Annotated in this window: 18 protein-coding genes; 13 read left to right on the top strand and 5 right to left on the bottom strand. The window is 65.9% G+C overall.

The window, feature by feature from the left end; all coding sequences use genetic code 11:
- Positions 1-9: 9 nt before the first annotated feature.
- Positions 10-408, bottom strand: a complete 399-nt coding sequence (locus KDW96_RS10105) for an acetyl-CoA sensor PanZ family protein (RefSeq protein ID WP_255840277.1) — start codon at positions 406-408, stop codon at positions 10-12.
- A 152-nt stretch (positions 409-560) separates the two neighbouring features.
- Here KDW96_RS10105 and KDW96_RS10100 point away from each other — a divergent pair, with 152 nt between their 5' ends.
- The 9 genes from KDW96_RS10100 to KDW96_RS10060 all read left to right on the top strand — a co-directional run bounded on the left by KDW96_RS10100 (position 561) and on the right by KDW96_RS10060 (position 8098).
- The gene (locus KDW96_RS10100; RefSeq protein WP_255840276.1) at positions 561-2222 is read left to right on the top strand and encodes an OFA family MFS transporter; all 1662 of its coding nucleotides are present in this window, start codon (positions 561-563) and stop codon (positions 2220-2222) included.
- Positions 2223-2360: 138 nt separating this feature from the next.
- Positions 2361-2954 (top strand): imidazoleglycerol-phosphate dehydratase HisB, encoded by a 594-nt coding sequence (gene hisB / locus KDW96_RS10095; RefSeq protein ID WP_108107293.1) that lies wholly within the window; start codon positions 2361-2363, stop codon positions 2952-2954.
- Positions 2955-3593 carry an imidazole glycerol phosphate synthase subunit HisH gene (gene hisH / locus KDW96_RS10090; protein ID WP_255840275.1) on the top strand — a complete coding sequence of 213 codons (639 nt, stop codon included), beginning with the start codon at positions 2955-2957 and terminating at the stop codon, positions 3591-3593.
- On the top strand, positions 3594-3854 hold the full coding sequence (locus KDW96_RS10085) for a DUF2164 domain-containing protein (RefSeq protein ID WP_255840274.1): 261 nt from the start codon (positions 3594-3596) through the stop codon (positions 3852-3854).
- Between the two features lie 38 nt (positions 3855-3892).
- The gene (hisA, locus tag KDW96_RS10080) at positions 3893-4630 is read left to right on the top strand and encodes a 1-(5-phosphoribosyl)-5-[(5-phosphoribosylamino)methylideneamino]imidazole-4-carboxamide isomerase (protein WP_255840273.1); all 738 of its coding nucleotides are present in this window, start codon (positions 3893-3895) and stop codon (positions 4628-4630) included.
- Between the two features lie 83 nt (positions 4631-4713).
- A complete protein-coding gene (gene hisF / locus KDW96_RS10075; protein WP_255840272.1) occupies positions 4714-5484 on the top strand; it encodes an imidazole glycerol phosphate synthase subunit HisF in 771 nt (256 codons plus the stop codon).
- 135 nt (positions 5485-5619) lie between these two features.
- Positions 5620-6354, top strand: coding sequence for a substrate-binding periplasmic protein (locus KDW96_RS10070; RefSeq protein WP_255840271.1), 735 nt, complete (start codon positions 5620-5622; stop codon positions 6352-6354).
- 103 nt (positions 6355-6457) lie between these two features.
- Positions 6458-7213, top strand: coding sequence for a substrate-binding periplasmic protein (locus KDW96_RS10065; RefSeq protein WP_255840270.1), 756 nt, complete (start codon positions 6458-6460; stop codon positions 7211-7213).
- 129 nt (positions 7214-7342) lie between these two features.
- On the top strand, positions 7343-8098 hold the full coding sequence (locus KDW96_RS10060; protein ID WP_255840269.1) for a substrate-binding periplasmic protein: 756 nt from the start codon (positions 7343-7345) through the stop codon (positions 8096-8098).
- A 59-nt stretch (positions 8099-8157) separates the two neighbouring features.
- Here the strand turns inward: KDW96_RS10060 and KDW96_RS10055 are convergent, their stop codons facing one another.
- The 3 genes from KDW96_RS10055 to gpmI form a co-directional block, all read right to left on the bottom strand.
- A complete protein-coding gene (locus KDW96_RS10055) occupies positions 8158-9468 on the bottom strand; it encodes a S41 family peptidase (RefSeq protein ID WP_255840268.1) in 1311 nt (436 codons plus the stop codon).
- 32 nt (positions 9469-9500) lie between these two features.
- Positions 9501-10742, bottom strand: a complete 1242-nt coding sequence (locus KDW96_RS10050) for a murein hydrolase activator EnvC family protein (RefSeq protein ID WP_255840267.1) — start codon at positions 10740-10742, stop codon at positions 9501-9503.
- A gap of 106 nt (positions 10743-10848) precedes the next feature.
- Positions 10849-12384 carry a 2,3-bisphosphoglycerate-independent phosphoglycerate mutase gene (gpmI, locus tag KDW96_RS10045; RefSeq protein WP_255840266.1) on the bottom strand — a complete coding sequence of 512 codons (1536 nt, stop codon included), beginning with the start codon at positions 12382-12384 and terminating at the stop codon, positions 10849-10851.
- A 143-nt stretch (positions 12385-12527) separates the two neighbouring features.
- Here gpmI and KDW96_RS10040 point away from each other — a divergent pair, with 143 nt between their 5' ends.
- The 3 genes from KDW96_RS10040 to secB are packed head-to-tail and all read left to right on the top strand — an operon-like array spanning position 12528 to position 13728.
- Positions 12528-12941 carry a rhodanese-like domain-containing protein gene (locus KDW96_RS10040; protein ID WP_255840265.1) on the top strand — a complete coding sequence of 138 codons (414 nt, stop codon included), beginning with the start codon at positions 12528-12530 and terminating at the stop codon, positions 12939-12941.
- Position 12942: 1 nt separating this feature from the next.
- Positions 12943-13197, top strand: coding sequence for a glutaredoxin 3 (gene grxC / locus KDW96_RS10035; RefSeq protein ID WP_255840264.1), 255 nt, complete (start codon positions 12943-12945; stop codon positions 13195-13197).
- 42 nt (positions 13198-13239) lie between these two features.
- Positions 13240-13728: a protein-export chaperone SecB gene (gene secB / locus KDW96_RS10030; RefSeq protein WP_255840263.1), complete on the top strand. Its 489-nt coding sequence runs from the start codon at positions 13240-13242 to the stop codon at positions 13726-13728.
- A 61-nt stretch (positions 13729-13789) separates the two neighbouring features.
- On the opposite strand, the gene trmL is transcribed toward secB, so the two are convergent.
- Complete coding sequence (gene trmL, locus KDW96_RS10025) at positions 13790-14251, bottom strand: tRNA (uridine(34)/cytosine(34)/5-carboxymethylaminomethyluridine(34)-2'-O)-methyltransferase TrmL (RefSeq protein ID WP_255840262.1); 462 nt, start codon at positions 14249-14251, stop codon at positions 13790-13792.
- On the opposite strand from trmL, the gene KDW96_RS10020 reads away from it, so the two are divergent.
- Entirely contained in the window at positions 14250-14690 is a 441-nt protein-coding gene (locus tag KDW96_RS10020; RefSeq protein WP_255840261.1) for a hypothetical protein, read from the top strand. The two genes, trmL and KDW96_RS10020, sit on opposite strands and share 2 nt — an antisense overlap.
- Positions 14691-14711: the final 21 nt, after the last annotated feature.

Raw genomic sequence — 14711 nt, 5'->3', positions numbered from 1 at the left:
GCCAATCGCTCAGTGGCTGTCCAGGGGCAGGCCGTGGCGTGCGGCCAGTGCCTGGGCCTCCAGCTGCCCGGCCGGGGCGACCAGGTGCAACGGTTTGCCGGCCTCCCGGGCCAGACGACTGGCTTCGTCGAGCAGGCGCCGGGCCACGCCACGGTTGCGGGTGATGGCGCGCACGCACAGGTGGGACAGGCGCCAGCAGTCGTTGTCGCGCTCGAGCAGTGCGGCACCGAGCAGGCGGTCGTTGAAGCGCCCGGCGAGCAGCCTGCCGGTGCCGAGGTTCGCCTGGATCAGCGCGGCGCCGTCGGCATAGGGGGGCAGCAGCCAGTCCGGCGCGTCCCGGTAGATCTTGTTCAGGTCGATGAGGTTCTGTGGATTTTCCGGGGACGGGGTTTCAACGATGACGGGCATGTTCCGACCTGTGTGTATGCGACTAATTGATGACGCCTTGCCTGCTTGGTTTCGGCAAGGCGGGTGCTAATGTCTGCGGCCCATGGCGCTGTCCTGGCGACGGCTATCCGGCCGTCGCATTTCAGCCATGGTTCTGACAAGAGAATACCCCCATGACTGATGCTCTAGTACTGGACGGACCCGTCGCTCAGCCTGCGTTCCTGTCCAAGGAACGCATTATTGCTTCTCCCGGCTTCAACCGCTGGCTGGTACCGCCGGCGGCCCTGGCCATTCACCTGTGTATCGGCATGGCCTATGGCTTTTCGGTGTTCTGGCTGCCGTTGTCCAAAGCCATCGGCATCACCGCGCCAATGGCCTGCTCGCCCGAGATGGGTTTCTTCCAGCAGATCTTCGCCAGTAACTGCGACTGGCAGATCTCCATGCTGGGCTGGGTCTACACCCTGTTCTTCGTGTTTCTCGGCTGCTCGGCGGCCGTCTGGGGCGGCTGGCTGGAGCACGCCGGTCCGCGCAAGGCCGGCCTGGTCTCGGCGCTGTGCTGGTGCGGCGGCCTGCTGATTTCGGCGCTGGGCATCTATAGCCATCAGATCTGGTTGTTGTGGCTCGGCTCCGGGGTGATCGGTGGCATCGGCCTGGGCCTGGGCTACATCTCGCCGGTCTCGACCCTGATCAAGTGGTTCCCGGACAAGCGCGGCATGGCCACCGGCATGGCGATCATGGGCTTCGGCGGTGGTGCGATGGTCGGTGCGCCGCTGGCCGCCGAGCTGATGAATCACTTCGCCAGCGACACCAGCGTCGGTGTGTGGCAGAGCTTCGTGGTCATGGCGGCGATCTACTTCGTGTTCATGGTCGGTGGCGCTCTGGCCTACCGGGTGCCGCCGACCGGCTGGAAGCCGGCTGGCTGGAAGGCGCCGGCGGCCAAGGCGGGCAACTCGATGATCACCGATCGTCACGTGCACGTCAGCGTCGCCTGGAAGACCCCGCAGTTCCGCCTGGTCTGGGCCGTGCTGTGCCTCAACGTATCGGCGGGTATCGGCATCATCGGCATGGCGTCGCCGCTGTTGCAGGAGGTCTTCGCCGGTCAGCTGCTGGGCAACGGCCTGTCCTACAGTGAGCTGAGCACCGCGCAGCTGGGGCAGATCGCGGCGATTGCCGCCGGCTTCACCGGCCTGCTCAGCCTGTTCAACATCGGCGGGCGCTTCTTCTGGGCGTCCTGCTCGGACTTCCTCGGACGCAAGGTCACCTACTTCCTGTTCTTCGGTCTGGGCTTCGCCCTCTATGCCTCGGTACCGCTACTCGGGCACCTGGGCAGTCTGGCGCTGTTCGTGCTGGCGTTCGGCATCATCCTGTCGATGTACGGTGGCGGTTTTGCCACGGTGCCGGCCTACCTCGCCGACCTGTTCGGGACCCAGATGGTCGGGGCCATCCATGGCCGCCTGCTGACCGCCTGGGCGGCAGCCGGCGTGGTCGGTCCGGTGCTGGTCAACTACCTGCGTGAGTATCAGCTGAGCATCGGCGTGGAGCGTGCGGCCGCCTACGACATCACCCTGTACATCCTCGCCGGCCTGCTGGTGCTGGGCTTCATCTGCAACCTGCTGGTGCGCCCGGTCGCCGACAAGTACTTCATGACCGACGCCGAGTTGGCCGCCGAGCGTGCGCTCAGCCATGACGGCAGCAAGGGTGAAGCGGCGGTGCTGGAATGGTCGGCCGATCCGGCGTCCAAGCCGCTGGCGGTCACCGCCTGGTTGGTAGTGGGCATTCCGCTGAGCTGGGGGATCTGGATCACCCTGCAGAAGACCGTGACCCTGTTCCAGTAGGTCGCGCACTGCCCTCGAATCCCGTCGGCACCCGGTGTGCCGGCGGGATTTTTTGCATATGGTCGGCTTGCTTCAAGGATGCGCCCATATCGGCCTATAATGTCGCCCCTTTCGCACACTGATTTTGTGGAGCAGGTGATGGCCGAACGTACGGCATTCGTCGAGCGCAACACCCTGGAGACCCAGATCAAGGTCTCGATCAACCTGGACGGCACTGGCAAGGCGCGCTTTGACATCGGCGTGCCCTTTCTCGAGCACATGCTCGACCAGATCGCCCGCCATGGGTTGATCGACCTGGATATCGAGTGCAAGGGCGATCTGCACATCGACGACCACCATACCGTCGAGGACGTCGGCATCACCCTCGGCCAGGCCTTCACCAAGGCCATCGGCGACAAGAAGGGCATGACCCGCTACGGCCATTCCTATGTACCGCTGGACGAGGCGCTGTCGCGCGTGGTGATCGACTTCTCCGGTCGTCCCGGCCTGCAGATGCATGTGCCCTTCACCCGCGCGGTGGTCGGCGGTTTCGATGTCGACCTGTTCCAGGAATTCTTCCAGGGCTTCGTCAACCATGCCCTGGTATCCCTGCACATCGACAACCTGCGGGGCACCAACACCCACCATCAGATCGAGACCGTGTTCAAGGCCTTCGGCCGCGCCCTGCGCATGGCTGTGACCCTGGACGAGCGCATGGCCGGGCAGATGCCGTCGACCAAGGGTTGCCTGTAAATGCAGACGGTCGCTGTTATCGATTACGGCATGGGCAACCTGCACTCGGTGGCCAAGGCGCTTGAGCACGTCGGTGCCGGCCGGGTGCTGGTGACCAGCGATGCCCAGGTGATCCGCGAGGCCGACCGGGTGGTATTCCCCGGGGTCGGCGCGATTCGCGACTGCATGGCCGAGATCCGTCGCCTGGGCTTCGACAGCCTGGTCCGTGAGGTCAGTCAGGACCGCCCCTTCCTCGGCATCTGCGTCGGCATGCAGGCGCTGCTCGAGCGCAGCGAGGAGAACGACGGGGTCGACTGCATCGGCCTGTTTCCCGGCCAGGTGCGCTTCTTCGGCAAGGGCATGGAGGAGGAGGGCGAACAGCTCAAGGTGCCGCACATGGGCTGGAACCAGGTGAGCCAGTCGGTCAGGCATCCGCTGTGGCACGACATCCCCGACCAGGCGCGCTTCTACTTCGTGCACAGCTACTACGTCGAGGCGGGCAAGGCCCAGCAGGTGGTCGGTCGCGGTCACTACGGCAAGGACTTCGCCGCGGCGCTGGCCGAGGGTTCGCGCTTCGCCGTGCAGTTCCATCCGGAGAAGAGCCACACCCACGGCCTGCAGCTGCTGCAGAATTTCGCCGCCTGGGATGGCCGCTGGTAGATGAGCCGGGGCAAGGATCGGGCGCCGTTGTTGCGCCTGGACGCCGAGCAGGAACAGGCCGCGTTGCGCCTGCTGCAGCGCTTTCTGGACGAGCGCTTCGAGCTGCAGCTGGGCAGTTTCGAGGTGCAGGAGCTGCTCGACCTGTTCGCCCGCGACATTGCCCCACAGTTTTACAACAAGGCGATTTTCGATGTGCAAGCGCACCTGAAGGACAGGTTCGAGAGCATCGAAAGCGACTTGTGGGCGCTCGAGAAGAGCTGACCCGCACCGACTTCCACAGACTCGAACAGGTTCATCCAATGCTGATTATCCCCGCTATCGATCTCAAGGACGGCGCCTGCGTGCGTCTGCGCCAGGGCCGCATGGAAGACTCCACGGTGTTTTCCGATGACCCGGTGAGCATGGCCGCCAAGTGGGTGGAGGGCGGTTGCCGTCGCCTGCACCTGGTCGACCTCAACGGCGCCTTCGAGGGCCAGCCGGTCAACGGCGAGGTGGTCACCGCCATCGCCAGGCGCTACCCGACCCTGCCGATCCAGATCGGCGGCGGCATCCGCTCCCTGGAAACCATCGAGCACTACGTCAAGGCCGGCGTCAGCTACGTGATCATCGGCACCAAGGCGGTCAAGCAGCCGGAGTTCGTCGCCGAGGCGTGCAAGGCCTTCCCCGGCAAGGTCATAGTCGGCCTGGACGCCAAGGACGGCTTCGTCGCCACCGACGGCTGGGCCGAGGTCAGCACCGTGCAGGCGGTGGACCTGGCCAGGCGTTTCGAGGCCGATGGCGTGTCGGCGATCGTCTACACCGACATCGCCAAGGACGGCATGATGCAGGGCTGCAACGTCGAGGCGACCGCTGCCCTGGCTGCCGCCAGCCGCATCCCGGTGATCGCCTCCGGGGGCATCCACAACCTCGGCGACATCGGCAAGCTGCTGGCCGCCAAGGCGCCGGGGATCATCGGCGCCATCACCGGCCGGGCGATCTACGAAGGCACCCTGGACGTGGCCGAGGCCCAGGCCTACTGCGACGCCTACAACGGCTGAGGTCGGGTGTGCGGGGCCGCCTAGGCCTCGCGCACCTGTGACGGTTTTCGGTGCGCCCGGCGCACCCTACGAGAGAGATTGCCATGGCCCTCGCCAAACGCATCATCCCCTGCCTCGACGTGGACAACGGCCGCGTGGTCAAGGGCGTCAAGTTCGAGAACATCCGCGACGCCGGCGACCCGGTGGAGATCGCCCGCCGTTACGACGAGCAGGGCGCCGACGAGATCACCTTCCTCGACATCACCGCCAGCGTCGACGGCCGCGACACCACCCTGCACACGGTGGAGCGCATGGCCAGCCAGGTGTTTATCCCGCTGACCGTTGGCGGCGGGGTGCGCACCGTGCAGGACATCCGCAACCTGCTCAACGCCGGCGCCGACAAGGTGTCGATCAATACCGCGGCGGTATTCACCCCCGAGTTCGTCGGCGAGGCCGCCTCGCGTTTCGGCTCGCAGTGCATAGTCGTCGCCATCGACGCCAAGAAGGTCTCCGGCCCGGGCGAGGCGCCGCGCTGGGAGATCTTCACCCACGGCGGGCGCAAGCCCACCGGCCTGGACGCGGTGCTCTGGGCGAAGAAGATGGAAGACCTGGGCGCCGGCGAAATCCTCCTGACCAGCATGGATCAGGATGGCGTCAAGAGCGGCTATGACCTGGGCGTCACCCGCGCCATCAGCGAGTTCGTCGGCATCCCGGTGATCGCTTCCGGCGGCGTCGGCAACCTCGAGCACCTGGCCGCCGGCATCCTCGAGGGCAAGGCCGACGCGGTGCTGGCCGCGAGCATCTTCCACTTCGGCGAGTACACCGTGCCGGAGGCCAAGGCCTACCTGGCCAGCCGCGGCATCACGGTGCGCTGACCGCCCAGGCGCGCCCAGCGGCGTGGAGTGCGGCGGAGTCGACAGACCCGCCGCACTCGCTTCGTTAGAATTTCAGCGTCCGCGCACCGGCCGTCCGTGTGCCCCAGATCGCTGTTATCCGACACGGAGTCCCCGATGCCTGCTGTACGGCTATTCGCTGCTGTTCTTCTGCTGCTTGGCGGCAGTCTTGCGCAAGCCCAGAACCTGGTCCTGCTCACCGAAAACCTCGCCCCCTTCAACCAGTCGGTCAGCGGCCGCAACTTCGCCAAGAACGACGGCATCACCGGCATCAGCTCGGACACCCTGCACGCGGTCTGCAAGCGTGCCGAGGTCGAGTGCCAGCAGATCCTGCGCTTCCCCTGGCAGCGGGTGTACCAGCAGGCGCTCGACGAGCCCGGTTACGGTCTGTTCTCCACGGCTCGCACGCCGGCGCGGGAGAAACTGTTCAAGTGGGTCGGGCCGATTGCCAGCAACGACTGGGTGCTGATGGCCAAGGCCGACAGCCCGATCCAGCTGAGCGATCTGCAAGGGGCGGCGAAGTACCGCATCGGCGGCTACAAGGGCGATGCCATCAGTCAGTACCTGATCGACCGGGGCCTGCCGGTGCAAACCGCGCTGCGCGACAACAAGAACGTCGAGAAGCTGCTCAAGGGGCAGATAGACCTGTGGGTGACCGCCGACCCGAGCGGGCGCTACGTGGCCAGGCAGGAGGGCCTGGACGCGCTCAGGGTGGTGCAGCGCTTCCACACCGCCGAGCTCTACCTGGCGCTCAACCTGGCCACCCCCGACGAGCTGGTGCAGCGCCTGCAGGGTGCCCTGGATGCCCTGCGTGCCGAGGGCGAACTGAGCGCTATCGTGGCGCGCTACTGAGGTCCGGCGCAGGCGCCGCCGCGATTTGCCAATGGAGGCTGGGCGAAGCGGGTCATGCTGGGTATGCTGGCCCGCCTGTGCATTTATAACAACGGGAGCATCCATGTTTAAACGTCTGTGGCTGGCCTTGGCCGGCACCCTGGTGCTGATGGCGGGCGCGGCCCACGCCGAGATCGACCCGGACTACCGCATGGTGCTGCTCACCGAGAACTTTCCGCCCTACAACATGGCGATCAACGGCAAGAACTTCGCCCAGGAAGACAACCTCGATGGCATCGCCGTGGACATCGTCCGCGAGATGTTCAGGCGCACTGGCATCGAGTACAACCTGACCCTGCGCTTTCCCTGGGACCGCATCTACAAACTGGCCCTGGAGAAGCCGGGCTACGGGGTATTCGTCACCGCACGCCTGCCGGAGCGCGAAGCGCTGTTCAAGTGGGTCGGGCCGATCGGTCCGGACGACTGGGTGCTGCTCGCCCGGGGCGACAGCCCGATCAGCCTGAGCAGCCTGGAAGAGGCCAAGCAGTACAAGATCGGCGCCTACAAGGGTGATGCCATCGCCCAGCACTTGGAGGAACGGGGGCTGCAGCCGATCACCGCGTTGCGCGACCAGATGAACGCCGAGAAGCTCGTGGCAGGTAAGATCGACCTCTGGGCCACTGGCGATCCGGCCGGCCGTTATCTGGCGAAGCAGTCCGGCATCTCCGGACTGAAAACCGTGCTGCGTTTCGACAGTGCGCAACTCTATCTGGCACTCAACAAGGAAGTGCCGGATGAGGTGGTGGAGAAGCTGCAAAGCGAGCTGGACAAGATGCGCGACGAGGGATTCGTCGACGATATCCTCAACAGCTATCTGTAACACCTGTGCGCCGGCCACAAGCCGGCGCACTGACAAGGACGGTCGACGCCAGCGTCATTCGTCGCCGGGGCTTCGCCCAAGCAGGGAAGCCGCTAGCCATAATCACAAATCAAGCGAGCGGGGAGACTTATGTTGAAAACTTTGAAAATCGGCCTGTTGTTCGGGCTCATCCTCAGTGCCTGTGCGGCCCATGCCGAGTTGCCCTATGGTTACAAGGTGGTGCTGCTGACCGAGAACTTCCCGCCGTTCAACATGGCGGTCGACGACAAGAACTTCGCCCGGGACGACGGCATCGACGGCATCAGCGCGGAGGTCGTCCGCGCCATGTTCAAGCGGGCCAAGATCGATTACAGCCTGACCCTGCGCTTTCCCTGGGATCGCCTGTACCGGCTGACCCTGGACAAGCCCAACTACGGGCTGTTCTCCACCACCTTCACCCCCGAGCGCCAGCCGCTGTTCAAGTGGGTCGGGCCGATCGCCAAGTCCGGCTGGGTGCTGCTCGCCGCACCGGGCAACAACCTCAGTCTGAAAAGCCTGAAGGAGGCGGGGCAATACAAGGTCGGCGCCTACAAGAACGACGCGGTCAGCCAGCACCTGGAGTCCCAGGGACTGCAGCCGATCAATGCGCTGCGCGACCAGCAGAACGTGCAGAAGCTGCTCAAGGGGCAGATCGACCTGTGGGCCACCACCGATCCGGTCGGTCGCTACCTGGCCAAGCAGGAAGGCGTCAGCGGCCTGACCACGGTGCTGCGCTTCAACGAGGCCGAGCTCTACCTGGCGCTGAACAAGGACACCCCGGACGAGGTGGTGCAGCGTCTGCAGAAGGCCCTGGACGAGCTGCGCAGCGAAGGTTTCGTCGATGACATGACCGACAGCTACCTGTAACCGCCAAGGCAACAAAAAAGCCCGGACTCAGTGCCGGGCTTTTTTGTTTGGGCGGGGGATCATTCGCCGCGGGTGACGTTCAGCCCCTTGAGCAGGTTGAGCGCCTGGGCCAGCTGATAGTCGTCGTCCTGCGGGCGTAGCGGTTTCTTGCTCTTGGCCTTGCTCGGCTGGTCGGCGCCGCCATTGCCATTGCCCAGGTGGCCCTGCAGGTCGGCTTCCTTGAAGTTGCCTTCGTCCTGTTCGCGGGTCAGCTTGGCGCGCGCCACTTCGATATCCGGCACTATGCCCTGGGCCTGGATCGAGCGGCCATTGGGCGTGTAGTAGAGCGCGGTGGTGAGCTTCAGGGCGCGGTCGTTGTTCAGCGGCAGCACCGTCTGCACCGAGCCCTTGCCGAAGCTGCCGGTGCCCATCAGCACGCCACGCTTGTGGTCCTGCAGGGCGCCGGCGACGATTTCCGAAGCCGAGGCGCTGCCGCCGTTGATCAGCACCACCAGCGGCACGCCCTCGCTGGCGTCGGCCGGGTCGGCGGAGAAGCGCAGCTCGGAGTTGGCGATGCGCCCCTCGGTGTAGACGATCAGGCCCTTCTTGAGGAAGTGGTCGGACACCTCCACCGCGGCCTGCAGCACGCCGCCGGGGTTGTTGCGCAGGTCCAGGACCAGGCCGCGCAGCTTCTTGCCGTTGTCCTTGCGCAGCTTGTTCAGTGCCTTGAGTACCTCTTCGCCGCTGTTGACCTGGAACTGGGTGATGCGCAGGTAGCCGTAGCCGTCGTCGAGCAGCTGGCTCTTGACGCTGCGGACCTTGATCACCGCGCGGGTCAGCTCGACGTCGAACGGCTTGCCGCCTTCGCGGACCAGGGTCAGCTGAATCTTGCTGCCGGCTTCGCCGCGCATCTTGTCCACCGCCTCGAGCATGGACAGGCCCTTGGTCGGCTGGCCGTCGATCTTGATGATCAGGTCGCCCGGCTGGATGCCGGCCTTGGAGGCGGGGGTGTCGTCGATCGGCGACACCACCTTGACGAAACCGTCCTCCATGCCGACCTCGATGCCCAGGCCGCCGAACTCGCCGCTGGTGCTTTCCTGCAGCTCGCGGAAGGCGTCGATGTCGAGGTAGGCCGAGTGCGGGTCGAGGTTGCTCAGCATGCCCTTGATCGCGTTTTCCAGCAGGGTCTTGTCGCTGATCGGCTCGACATAGGCTGCCTTGATGCGGTCGAGCACCTCGGCGAAGGTGCGCAGGTCCTCCAGTGGCAGTGGCGCCTTGTCACTCACCGTGGGCTCGGCCGCCTCCGACGGTTCCGCCGCGTGCAGCAGGGGCGCGCCGCCAAGCAGGGCGATGCTCAGGGCCAGAGTGGTGAGACGAGGCAGATGCGGCATGTCGAACTAACTCCTACGGAATGAGGTGGCGCTTATCCTTGCGCCCGGCACCATTGTGCCGGATCGCTGGGGCGGCCCTGCTGGCGAATCGCAAAATACAGGGCTGGCGTGTCCTGGCCACCACTGGTGCCGACGGTGGCGATGGGTTCGCCGGCCTTGACCAGATCGCCGGGGTCCTTCAGCAGGCTCTGGTTGTGCCCGTACAGGCTCAGGTACCCGTTGCCATGGTCGAGAATGACCAGAAGCCCGGCGCCGCGCAACCAGTCGGCGAAGACCACGCGGCCGCCATGCACCGCGCGCACCTGGCTGCCGGCGGCGGCGCCGATCAGTACGCCGTCCCACTTGGTCCGGGCGTCGCCGCCGCGCGGCGTGCCGTAGCGCGCCACCAGGCGTCCGTCGACGGGCCAGGGCAGCTTGCCGCGGGCCTTGGCGAAGGGGCCGCCATAGCTGGCCCCGGCGCTGACCAGCGGGCCGCCGGCGTTGGCGCTGCCATCCTGGCGTGGCCGTTGGCGGGCTTCGGCCAGGGCCCGCTGGCGCGCCTCTTCGGCTTCGCGGGCCTGGCGGGCGAGGGTCGCCTCGATGGTCTTCAGCACCCGCGCCAGCTGCTGCTGTTCCTGCTGGCGCGTCTTGAGCTTGCGGTCGCGGGCGGAGAATTCCTGATTCAGCTTGGCCAGGGCCTGCTGGCGCTCCTGGCGCGCCTGGGCGAGTTGCTCGCGGCGGCTGTCCAGGGCGCTCTTCTGTTCCTGCAGCTGGCGCTGCTGGTTGGCGATGTCCTGTTCGACGTTGTGCAGTTGGCGCAGGGTTTCGTTGAACAGGTTCAGCTGCTCCATGCGCGCTTCGCTGAGGTAGTCGTAGTAGGTCAGTGTGCGCGAGAACTTTTCCGGGTTCTGCTGGTTGAGCAGCAGCTTGAGGTATTCCTGGCGGCCGCTCTGGTAGGCCGCGCGGGCCTGGATGCCGATCAGCCGCTGCTGCTCAAGGCGTGCGCCCTGGAGTTTTTTTTTCTCACTGTCGAGGCGCTGGATTTCCTCTTCGCTCTGCTGCAGCTCCTGCTGCAGGCCCTCGACCTGTTTCTCCAGCTCGCCCATCTCGGTTTCGGTCTTGCGCAGGTCCTTCTGTACCCCGGATTTCTCCTGCTGCAGCTGCTGCAGCAGCTTCTTCAGCTCGGCGACATCGCTGCGGGCGGCTTCCAGCTGCTTCTGGGCGTCGGCCTTCTCGTCGGCGAAGACCGGCGCGAACAGGCAGGACAGGACAATCAGTACGAGGGCGCGAAACATGGAGATGACGGCACCGGGGCGGGGAGTGGCCTTAGTATGCCCGTGGTGACGGGCAAAAAAAACGCCCCAGTCCGCAGGGAGTGGGGCGTTTAGGCGTTTATCGCACTTACGGCAGGCTGAGGATGCTGGTGCCGGTCATTTCCGCTGGTACCTGCAGGCCCATCAGGGTCAGCAGGGTCGGCGCCACGTCCGCCAGCACGCCGCCTTGGCGCAGGTTCACCGCGCGCTTGCCGACATAGATGAAGGGCACCGGCTCGCAGGTGTGGGCGGTGTGGGCCTGGCCGGTGCAGGCGTCTTCCATCTGCTCGACGTTGCCGTGGTCGGCGGTGATCAGCGCCTCGCCACCGACCTTGTCCAGGGCCGTGACGATGCGCCCGACACAGGCATCCAGGCATTCCACGGCCTGGACCGCGGCGCTGAACACGCCGGTGTGGCCGACCATGTCGCCGTTGGCGTAGTTGACCACGATCAGGTCGTAGCGCTGCTGCTCGATGGCCTCGACGATGCGGTCGGTGACCTCCGGTGCGCTCATTTCCGGTTTGAGGTCATAGGTGGCGACGTTCGGCGAGGGAATGAGGATGCGCTCTTCGCCCGCGAACGGCTCTTCCCGGCCGCCGGAGAAGAAGAAGGTGACGTGGGCGTATTTCTCGGTCTCGGCAATGCGCAGCTGGGTCTTGCCCTGCTTGGCCAGGTATTCGCCGAGCACATTGGTCAGGGCTTCCGGCTTGAAGGCGCTGGGCGCCGGGATGCTCGCGGCGTACTGGGTGAGCATGACGAAGTCGGCCAGTTGCGGGCAGCGGCTGTGGGCGAACTCCTTGAAGTCCGGCTCGACGAAGGCGCGGGTCAGCTCGCGGGCGCGGTCGGCGCGAAAGTTCATGAACACCACGGCGTCGCCGTCCTGCACCGGCGCCGCGGCGCCGATGACCGTGGCCTTGACGAACTCGTCGCTTTCGCCGCGGGCGTAGGCGGCCGCCAGGCCGCTGCTGGCGTCGTCAGCCTGGTACTGGCCCTGACCGTCGACGATCAGCTGGTAGGCCTGCTCGACCCGGTCCCAGCGGTTGTCGCGGTCCATGGCGAAGTAGCGGCCGATCAGGCTGGCGATGCGGCCCTTGCCGAGTTTGGCGAACGCGGCGTCGAGCAGCTCGATGGACGACTGGGCGCTCTTGGGCGGGGTGTCGCGGCCGTCGAGGAAGGCGTGCAGGTAGATCTTGTCGGCGCCACGCTTGGCCGCCAGCTCGGCCATGGCGACGATGTGCTCCCGGTGGCTGTGCACGCCGCCGTCGGACAGCAGGCCGAGGATGTGCACCGCCTTGCCGGCGCCCACCGCCCGGTCGACCGCGCCGCAGATGGCCGGGTTGTCGAAGAACTCGCCGTCGCGAATGGCCTTGGTGACCCGGGTGAAGTCCTGGTACACCACGCGGCCGGCGCCGAGGTTCATGTGCCCGACCTCGGAGTTGCCCATCTGCCCATCCGGCAGGCCCACGTCCATGCCGCTGCCGGAGATCAGACCATGGGGCTGGGTGGCGCGCAGGCCGTCGTAAACCGGCGTGTTGGCAGCGTGGATGGCGTTGTACTCGGGGCTGTCGCTGTGGCCGAAGCCATCGAGGATGATCAGTACCAGGGGTTTGGGCGTGGCGCTCATAAAGCTGGCTCGCTCTGCTTGAGGGGGCAAAAAAGGCTTGGCATTCTACGGCCAAGTGGCACAGGCGTCACCGCCAGGCGGGGTTTGGCCGACCTGTGGGGCTGTGTATACTGGCCGACATTTTACCGTCCCGGAACCGCGCAATGCTTGCCAACCTGATTGAATTTGCTACTACCCACTATGTACTGAGCGGAGCGTTTGTCGTCCTCCTGGCGCTGCTGGTTTTCACCGAGCTGCTCAAGGGCGGCAAGAGCCTGAGCAGTCGCGAACTCACCGCGCTGATCAACACCGAACAGGGTGTGGTGCTGGACGTGCGTGCGCAGAAGGACTACTCCGCCGGGCATATCGCCGGCGCCCTGCACATCCCCCACGACAAGCTGACCGGGCGTGTCGGCGAGCTGGAAAAGCACAAGGCCAAGACCCTGATCGTGGTCGATGCCATGGGCCAGCACGCCGGCACCGCCAGCCGCGAGTTGAAGAAGGCCGGCTTCAACGCCGCCAAGCTGTCCGGCGGGATCGCCAGCTGGCGTGGCGACAACCTGCCGCTGGTGAAGTGACATGCGGGACGTTCTGATCTATTCCAGCGACTGGTGCCCCTACTGCATTCGCGCCAAGCAGCTGCTGGCGAGCAAGGGCATCGACTTCGAGGAAGTCAGGGTCGACGGCCAGCCCGAGCTGCGCGCCGAAATGACGCGCAAGGCGCAGCGCACCTCGGTGCCGCAGATCTGGATCGGCGCCACCCATGTCGGTGGTTGCGACGAGTTGTATGCCCTGGAGCGCGCCGGCAAGCTGGACGCGCTGCTCGAGGCATGAGATCAATAGGCTCTACCTAGACCCCAACCACAAGGATTTGCCATGACTGAACAAGCCAGCAGTGACGCCGCCGCTCAGGCCGAACAGGGCCCGCAGTTCTCCCTGCAGCGTATCTACATCCGTGACCTGTCCTTCGAGGCGCCGAAGAGCCCGGAGATTTTCCGTCAGGAGTGGAAGCCGAGCGTTTCCCTGGACCTGAACACCCGGCAGAAGAGCCTGGACGGCGATTTCCACGAAGTGGTGCTGACCCTTTCGGTGACGGTGAAGAACGGCGAAGAAACTGCCTTCATCGCCGAAGTGCAGCAGGCCGGTATCTTCCTGATCAAGGGCCTGGAAGCAGCGGCCATGAGCCACACCCTGGGCGCCTTCTGCCCGAACATCCTGTTCCCCTACGCCCGCGAGACCCTGGACAGCCTGGTGGTACGCGGCTCGTTCCCGGCGTTGATGCTGGCGCCGGTGAACTTCGATGCGCTCTATGCCCAAGAGCTCAAGCGCATGCAGCAGGGCACCGAGCAGGCGCCGGCCAACTGAGCCGCGCCGCCTCGCCCCAAGAACGCCCTGCGGGGCGTTTTTTTATGGCCGGGCGGTCGACTCAGGTCATGGCGAAGCCGTGCTGACGCCAGGCTTCGTAGACTGCCACGGCCACGGTGTTGGACAGGTTGAGGCTGCGGCAGCCCTCGCGCATGGGCAGCCGCACGCGCCGCTCGGTGGGCAGCGCGTCGCGGATCTCCTGGGGCAGGCCGCGGCTCTCTGGGCCGAACAGGAAGGCGTCGCCGGGCTGGTACTGGACCTCGTGAAAGGGCTGCGAGCCCTTGGTGGTGAAGGCGAACAGGCGCGGCTGGCCGAGGCTGGCCAGGCAGCTGTCGAGGTCGGCGTGGCGCTTGAGCGTGGCGTATTCGTGGTAGTCCAGGCCGGCGCGGCGCAGGCGCTTGTCGTCCAGCTCGAAGCCCAGGGGCTCGATCAGGTGCAGGTGGCAGCCGCTGTTGGCGCAGAGCCTGATAATGTTGCCGGTGTTCGGCGGAATTTCCGGTTGAAAGAGGATCACGTGAAACATGCGCGGCTCCCGGCCTGAAGACGGCCAGCATTCTACCTCCGATAGCGGCGAACGGCCGCGTCCCTGGCTACGGGTCATCGCCTCGCTGGCGCTGTTCGGTTTCCTCATCGGCATGATGGTCGGCCGCCTGCTGCAGCCGGCGGAGTTGCGCCTGGCCGAGGTGCAGGTGGTGGAACAGGGGCTGGATCTGTGGTTCAACGAACACCCCCAGGTGCACGCCGGCCATTTGGAAGGTGCCTTCGTCTTGCGGGTGGAGTGCTTGGGGCGCGAGCAGCGAGGGCAGCTGCAACTGGATCGGCGCCCGGTGAGCTGGCGGCTGCAGCGTGAGCGACGTGAGCTGGTGTTGCGCCTGGTCGCGACCCGTCCCCTGCGTGGCCAGTGGCACGTCGAGGAAGTGGAGGGTCGCTGGCGGTTGGCGGTCCGCCTGGCGCTGGAATAAAAGCGGGGAATCCCCGGCCTG

Source organism: Pseudomonas benzenivorans (genome assembly GCF_024397895.1).
GTDB classification, from domain to species: domain Bacteria; phylum Pseudomonadota; class Gammaproteobacteria; order Pseudomonadales; family Pseudomonadaceae; genus Aquipseudomonas; species Aquipseudomonas benzenivorans_A.
This window is presented reverse-complemented; position numbering and strand designations above follow the sequence as displayed.

Excerpts from the sequence above, each read along its gene's own strand:
- KDW96_RS10105 (WP_255840277.1), bottom strand. The coding sequence starts at position 408 with ATGCCCGTCATCGTTGAAACCCCGTCCCCGGAAAATCCACAGAACCTC.
- KDW96_RS10100 (WP_255840276.1), top strand. The coding sequence starts at position 561 with ATGACTGATGCTCTAGTACTGGACGGACCCGTCGCTCAGCCTGCGTTC.
- hisB (WP_108107293.1), top strand. The coding sequence starts at position 2,361 with ATGGCCGAACGTACGGCATTCGTCGAGCGCAACACCCTGGAGACCCAG.
- hisH (WP_255840275.1), top strand. The coding sequence starts at position 2,955 with ATGCAGACGGTCGCTGTTATCGATTACGGCATGGGCAACCTGCACTCG.
- KDW96_RS10085 (WP_255840274.1), top strand. The coding sequence starts at position 3,594 with ATGAGCCGGGGCAAGGATCGGGCGCCGTTGTTGCGCCTGGACGCCGAG.
- hisA (WP_255840273.1), top strand. The coding sequence starts at position 3,893 with ATGCTGATTATCCCCGCTATCGATCTCAAGGACGGCGCCTGCGTGCGT.
- hisF (WP_255840272.1), top strand. The coding sequence starts at position 4,714 with ATGGCCCTCGCCAAACGCATCATCCCCTGCCTCGACGTGGACAACGGC.
- KDW96_RS10070 (WP_255840271.1), top strand. The coding sequence starts at position 5,620 with ATGCCTGCTGTACGGCTATTCGCTGCTGTTCTTCTGCTGCTTGGCGGC.
- KDW96_RS10065 (WP_255840270.1), top strand. The coding sequence starts at position 6,458 with ATGTTTAAACGTCTGTGGCTGGCCTTGGCCGGCACCCTGGTGCTGATG.
- KDW96_RS10060 (WP_255840269.1), top strand. The coding sequence starts at position 7,343 with ATGTTGAAAACTTTGAAAATCGGCCTGTTGTTCGGGCTCATCCTCAGT.
- KDW96_RS10055 (WP_255840268.1), bottom strand. The coding sequence starts at position 9,468 with ATGCCGCATCTGCCTCGTCTCACCACTCTGGCCCTGAGCATCGCCCTG.
- KDW96_RS10050 (WP_255840267.1), bottom strand. The coding sequence starts at position 10,742 with ATGTTTCGCGCCCTCGTACTGATTGTCCTGTCCTGCCTGTTCGCGCCG.
- gpmI (WP_255840266.1), bottom strand. The coding sequence starts at position 12,384 with ATGAGCGCCACGCCCAAACCCCTGGTACTGATCATCCTCGATGGCTTC.
- KDW96_RS10040 (WP_255840265.1), top strand. The coding sequence starts at position 12,528 with ATGCTTGCCAACCTGATTGAATTTGCTACTACCCACTATGTACTGAGC.
- grxC (WP_255840264.1), top strand. The coding sequence starts at position 12,943 with ATGCGGGACGTTCTGATCTATTCCAGCGACTGGTGCCCCTACTGCATT.
- secB (WP_255840263.1), top strand. The coding sequence starts at position 13,240 with ATGACTGAACAAGCCAGCAGTGACGCCGCCGCTCAGGCCGAACAGGGC.
- KDW96_RS10020 (WP_255840261.1), top strand. The coding sequence starts at position 14,250 with ATGCGCGGCTCCCGGCCTGAAGACGGCCAGCATTCTACCTCCGATAGC.
- trmL (WP_255840262.1), bottom strand. The coding sequence starts at position 14,251 with ATGTTTCACGTGATCCTCTTTCAACCGGAAATTCCGCCGAACACCGGC.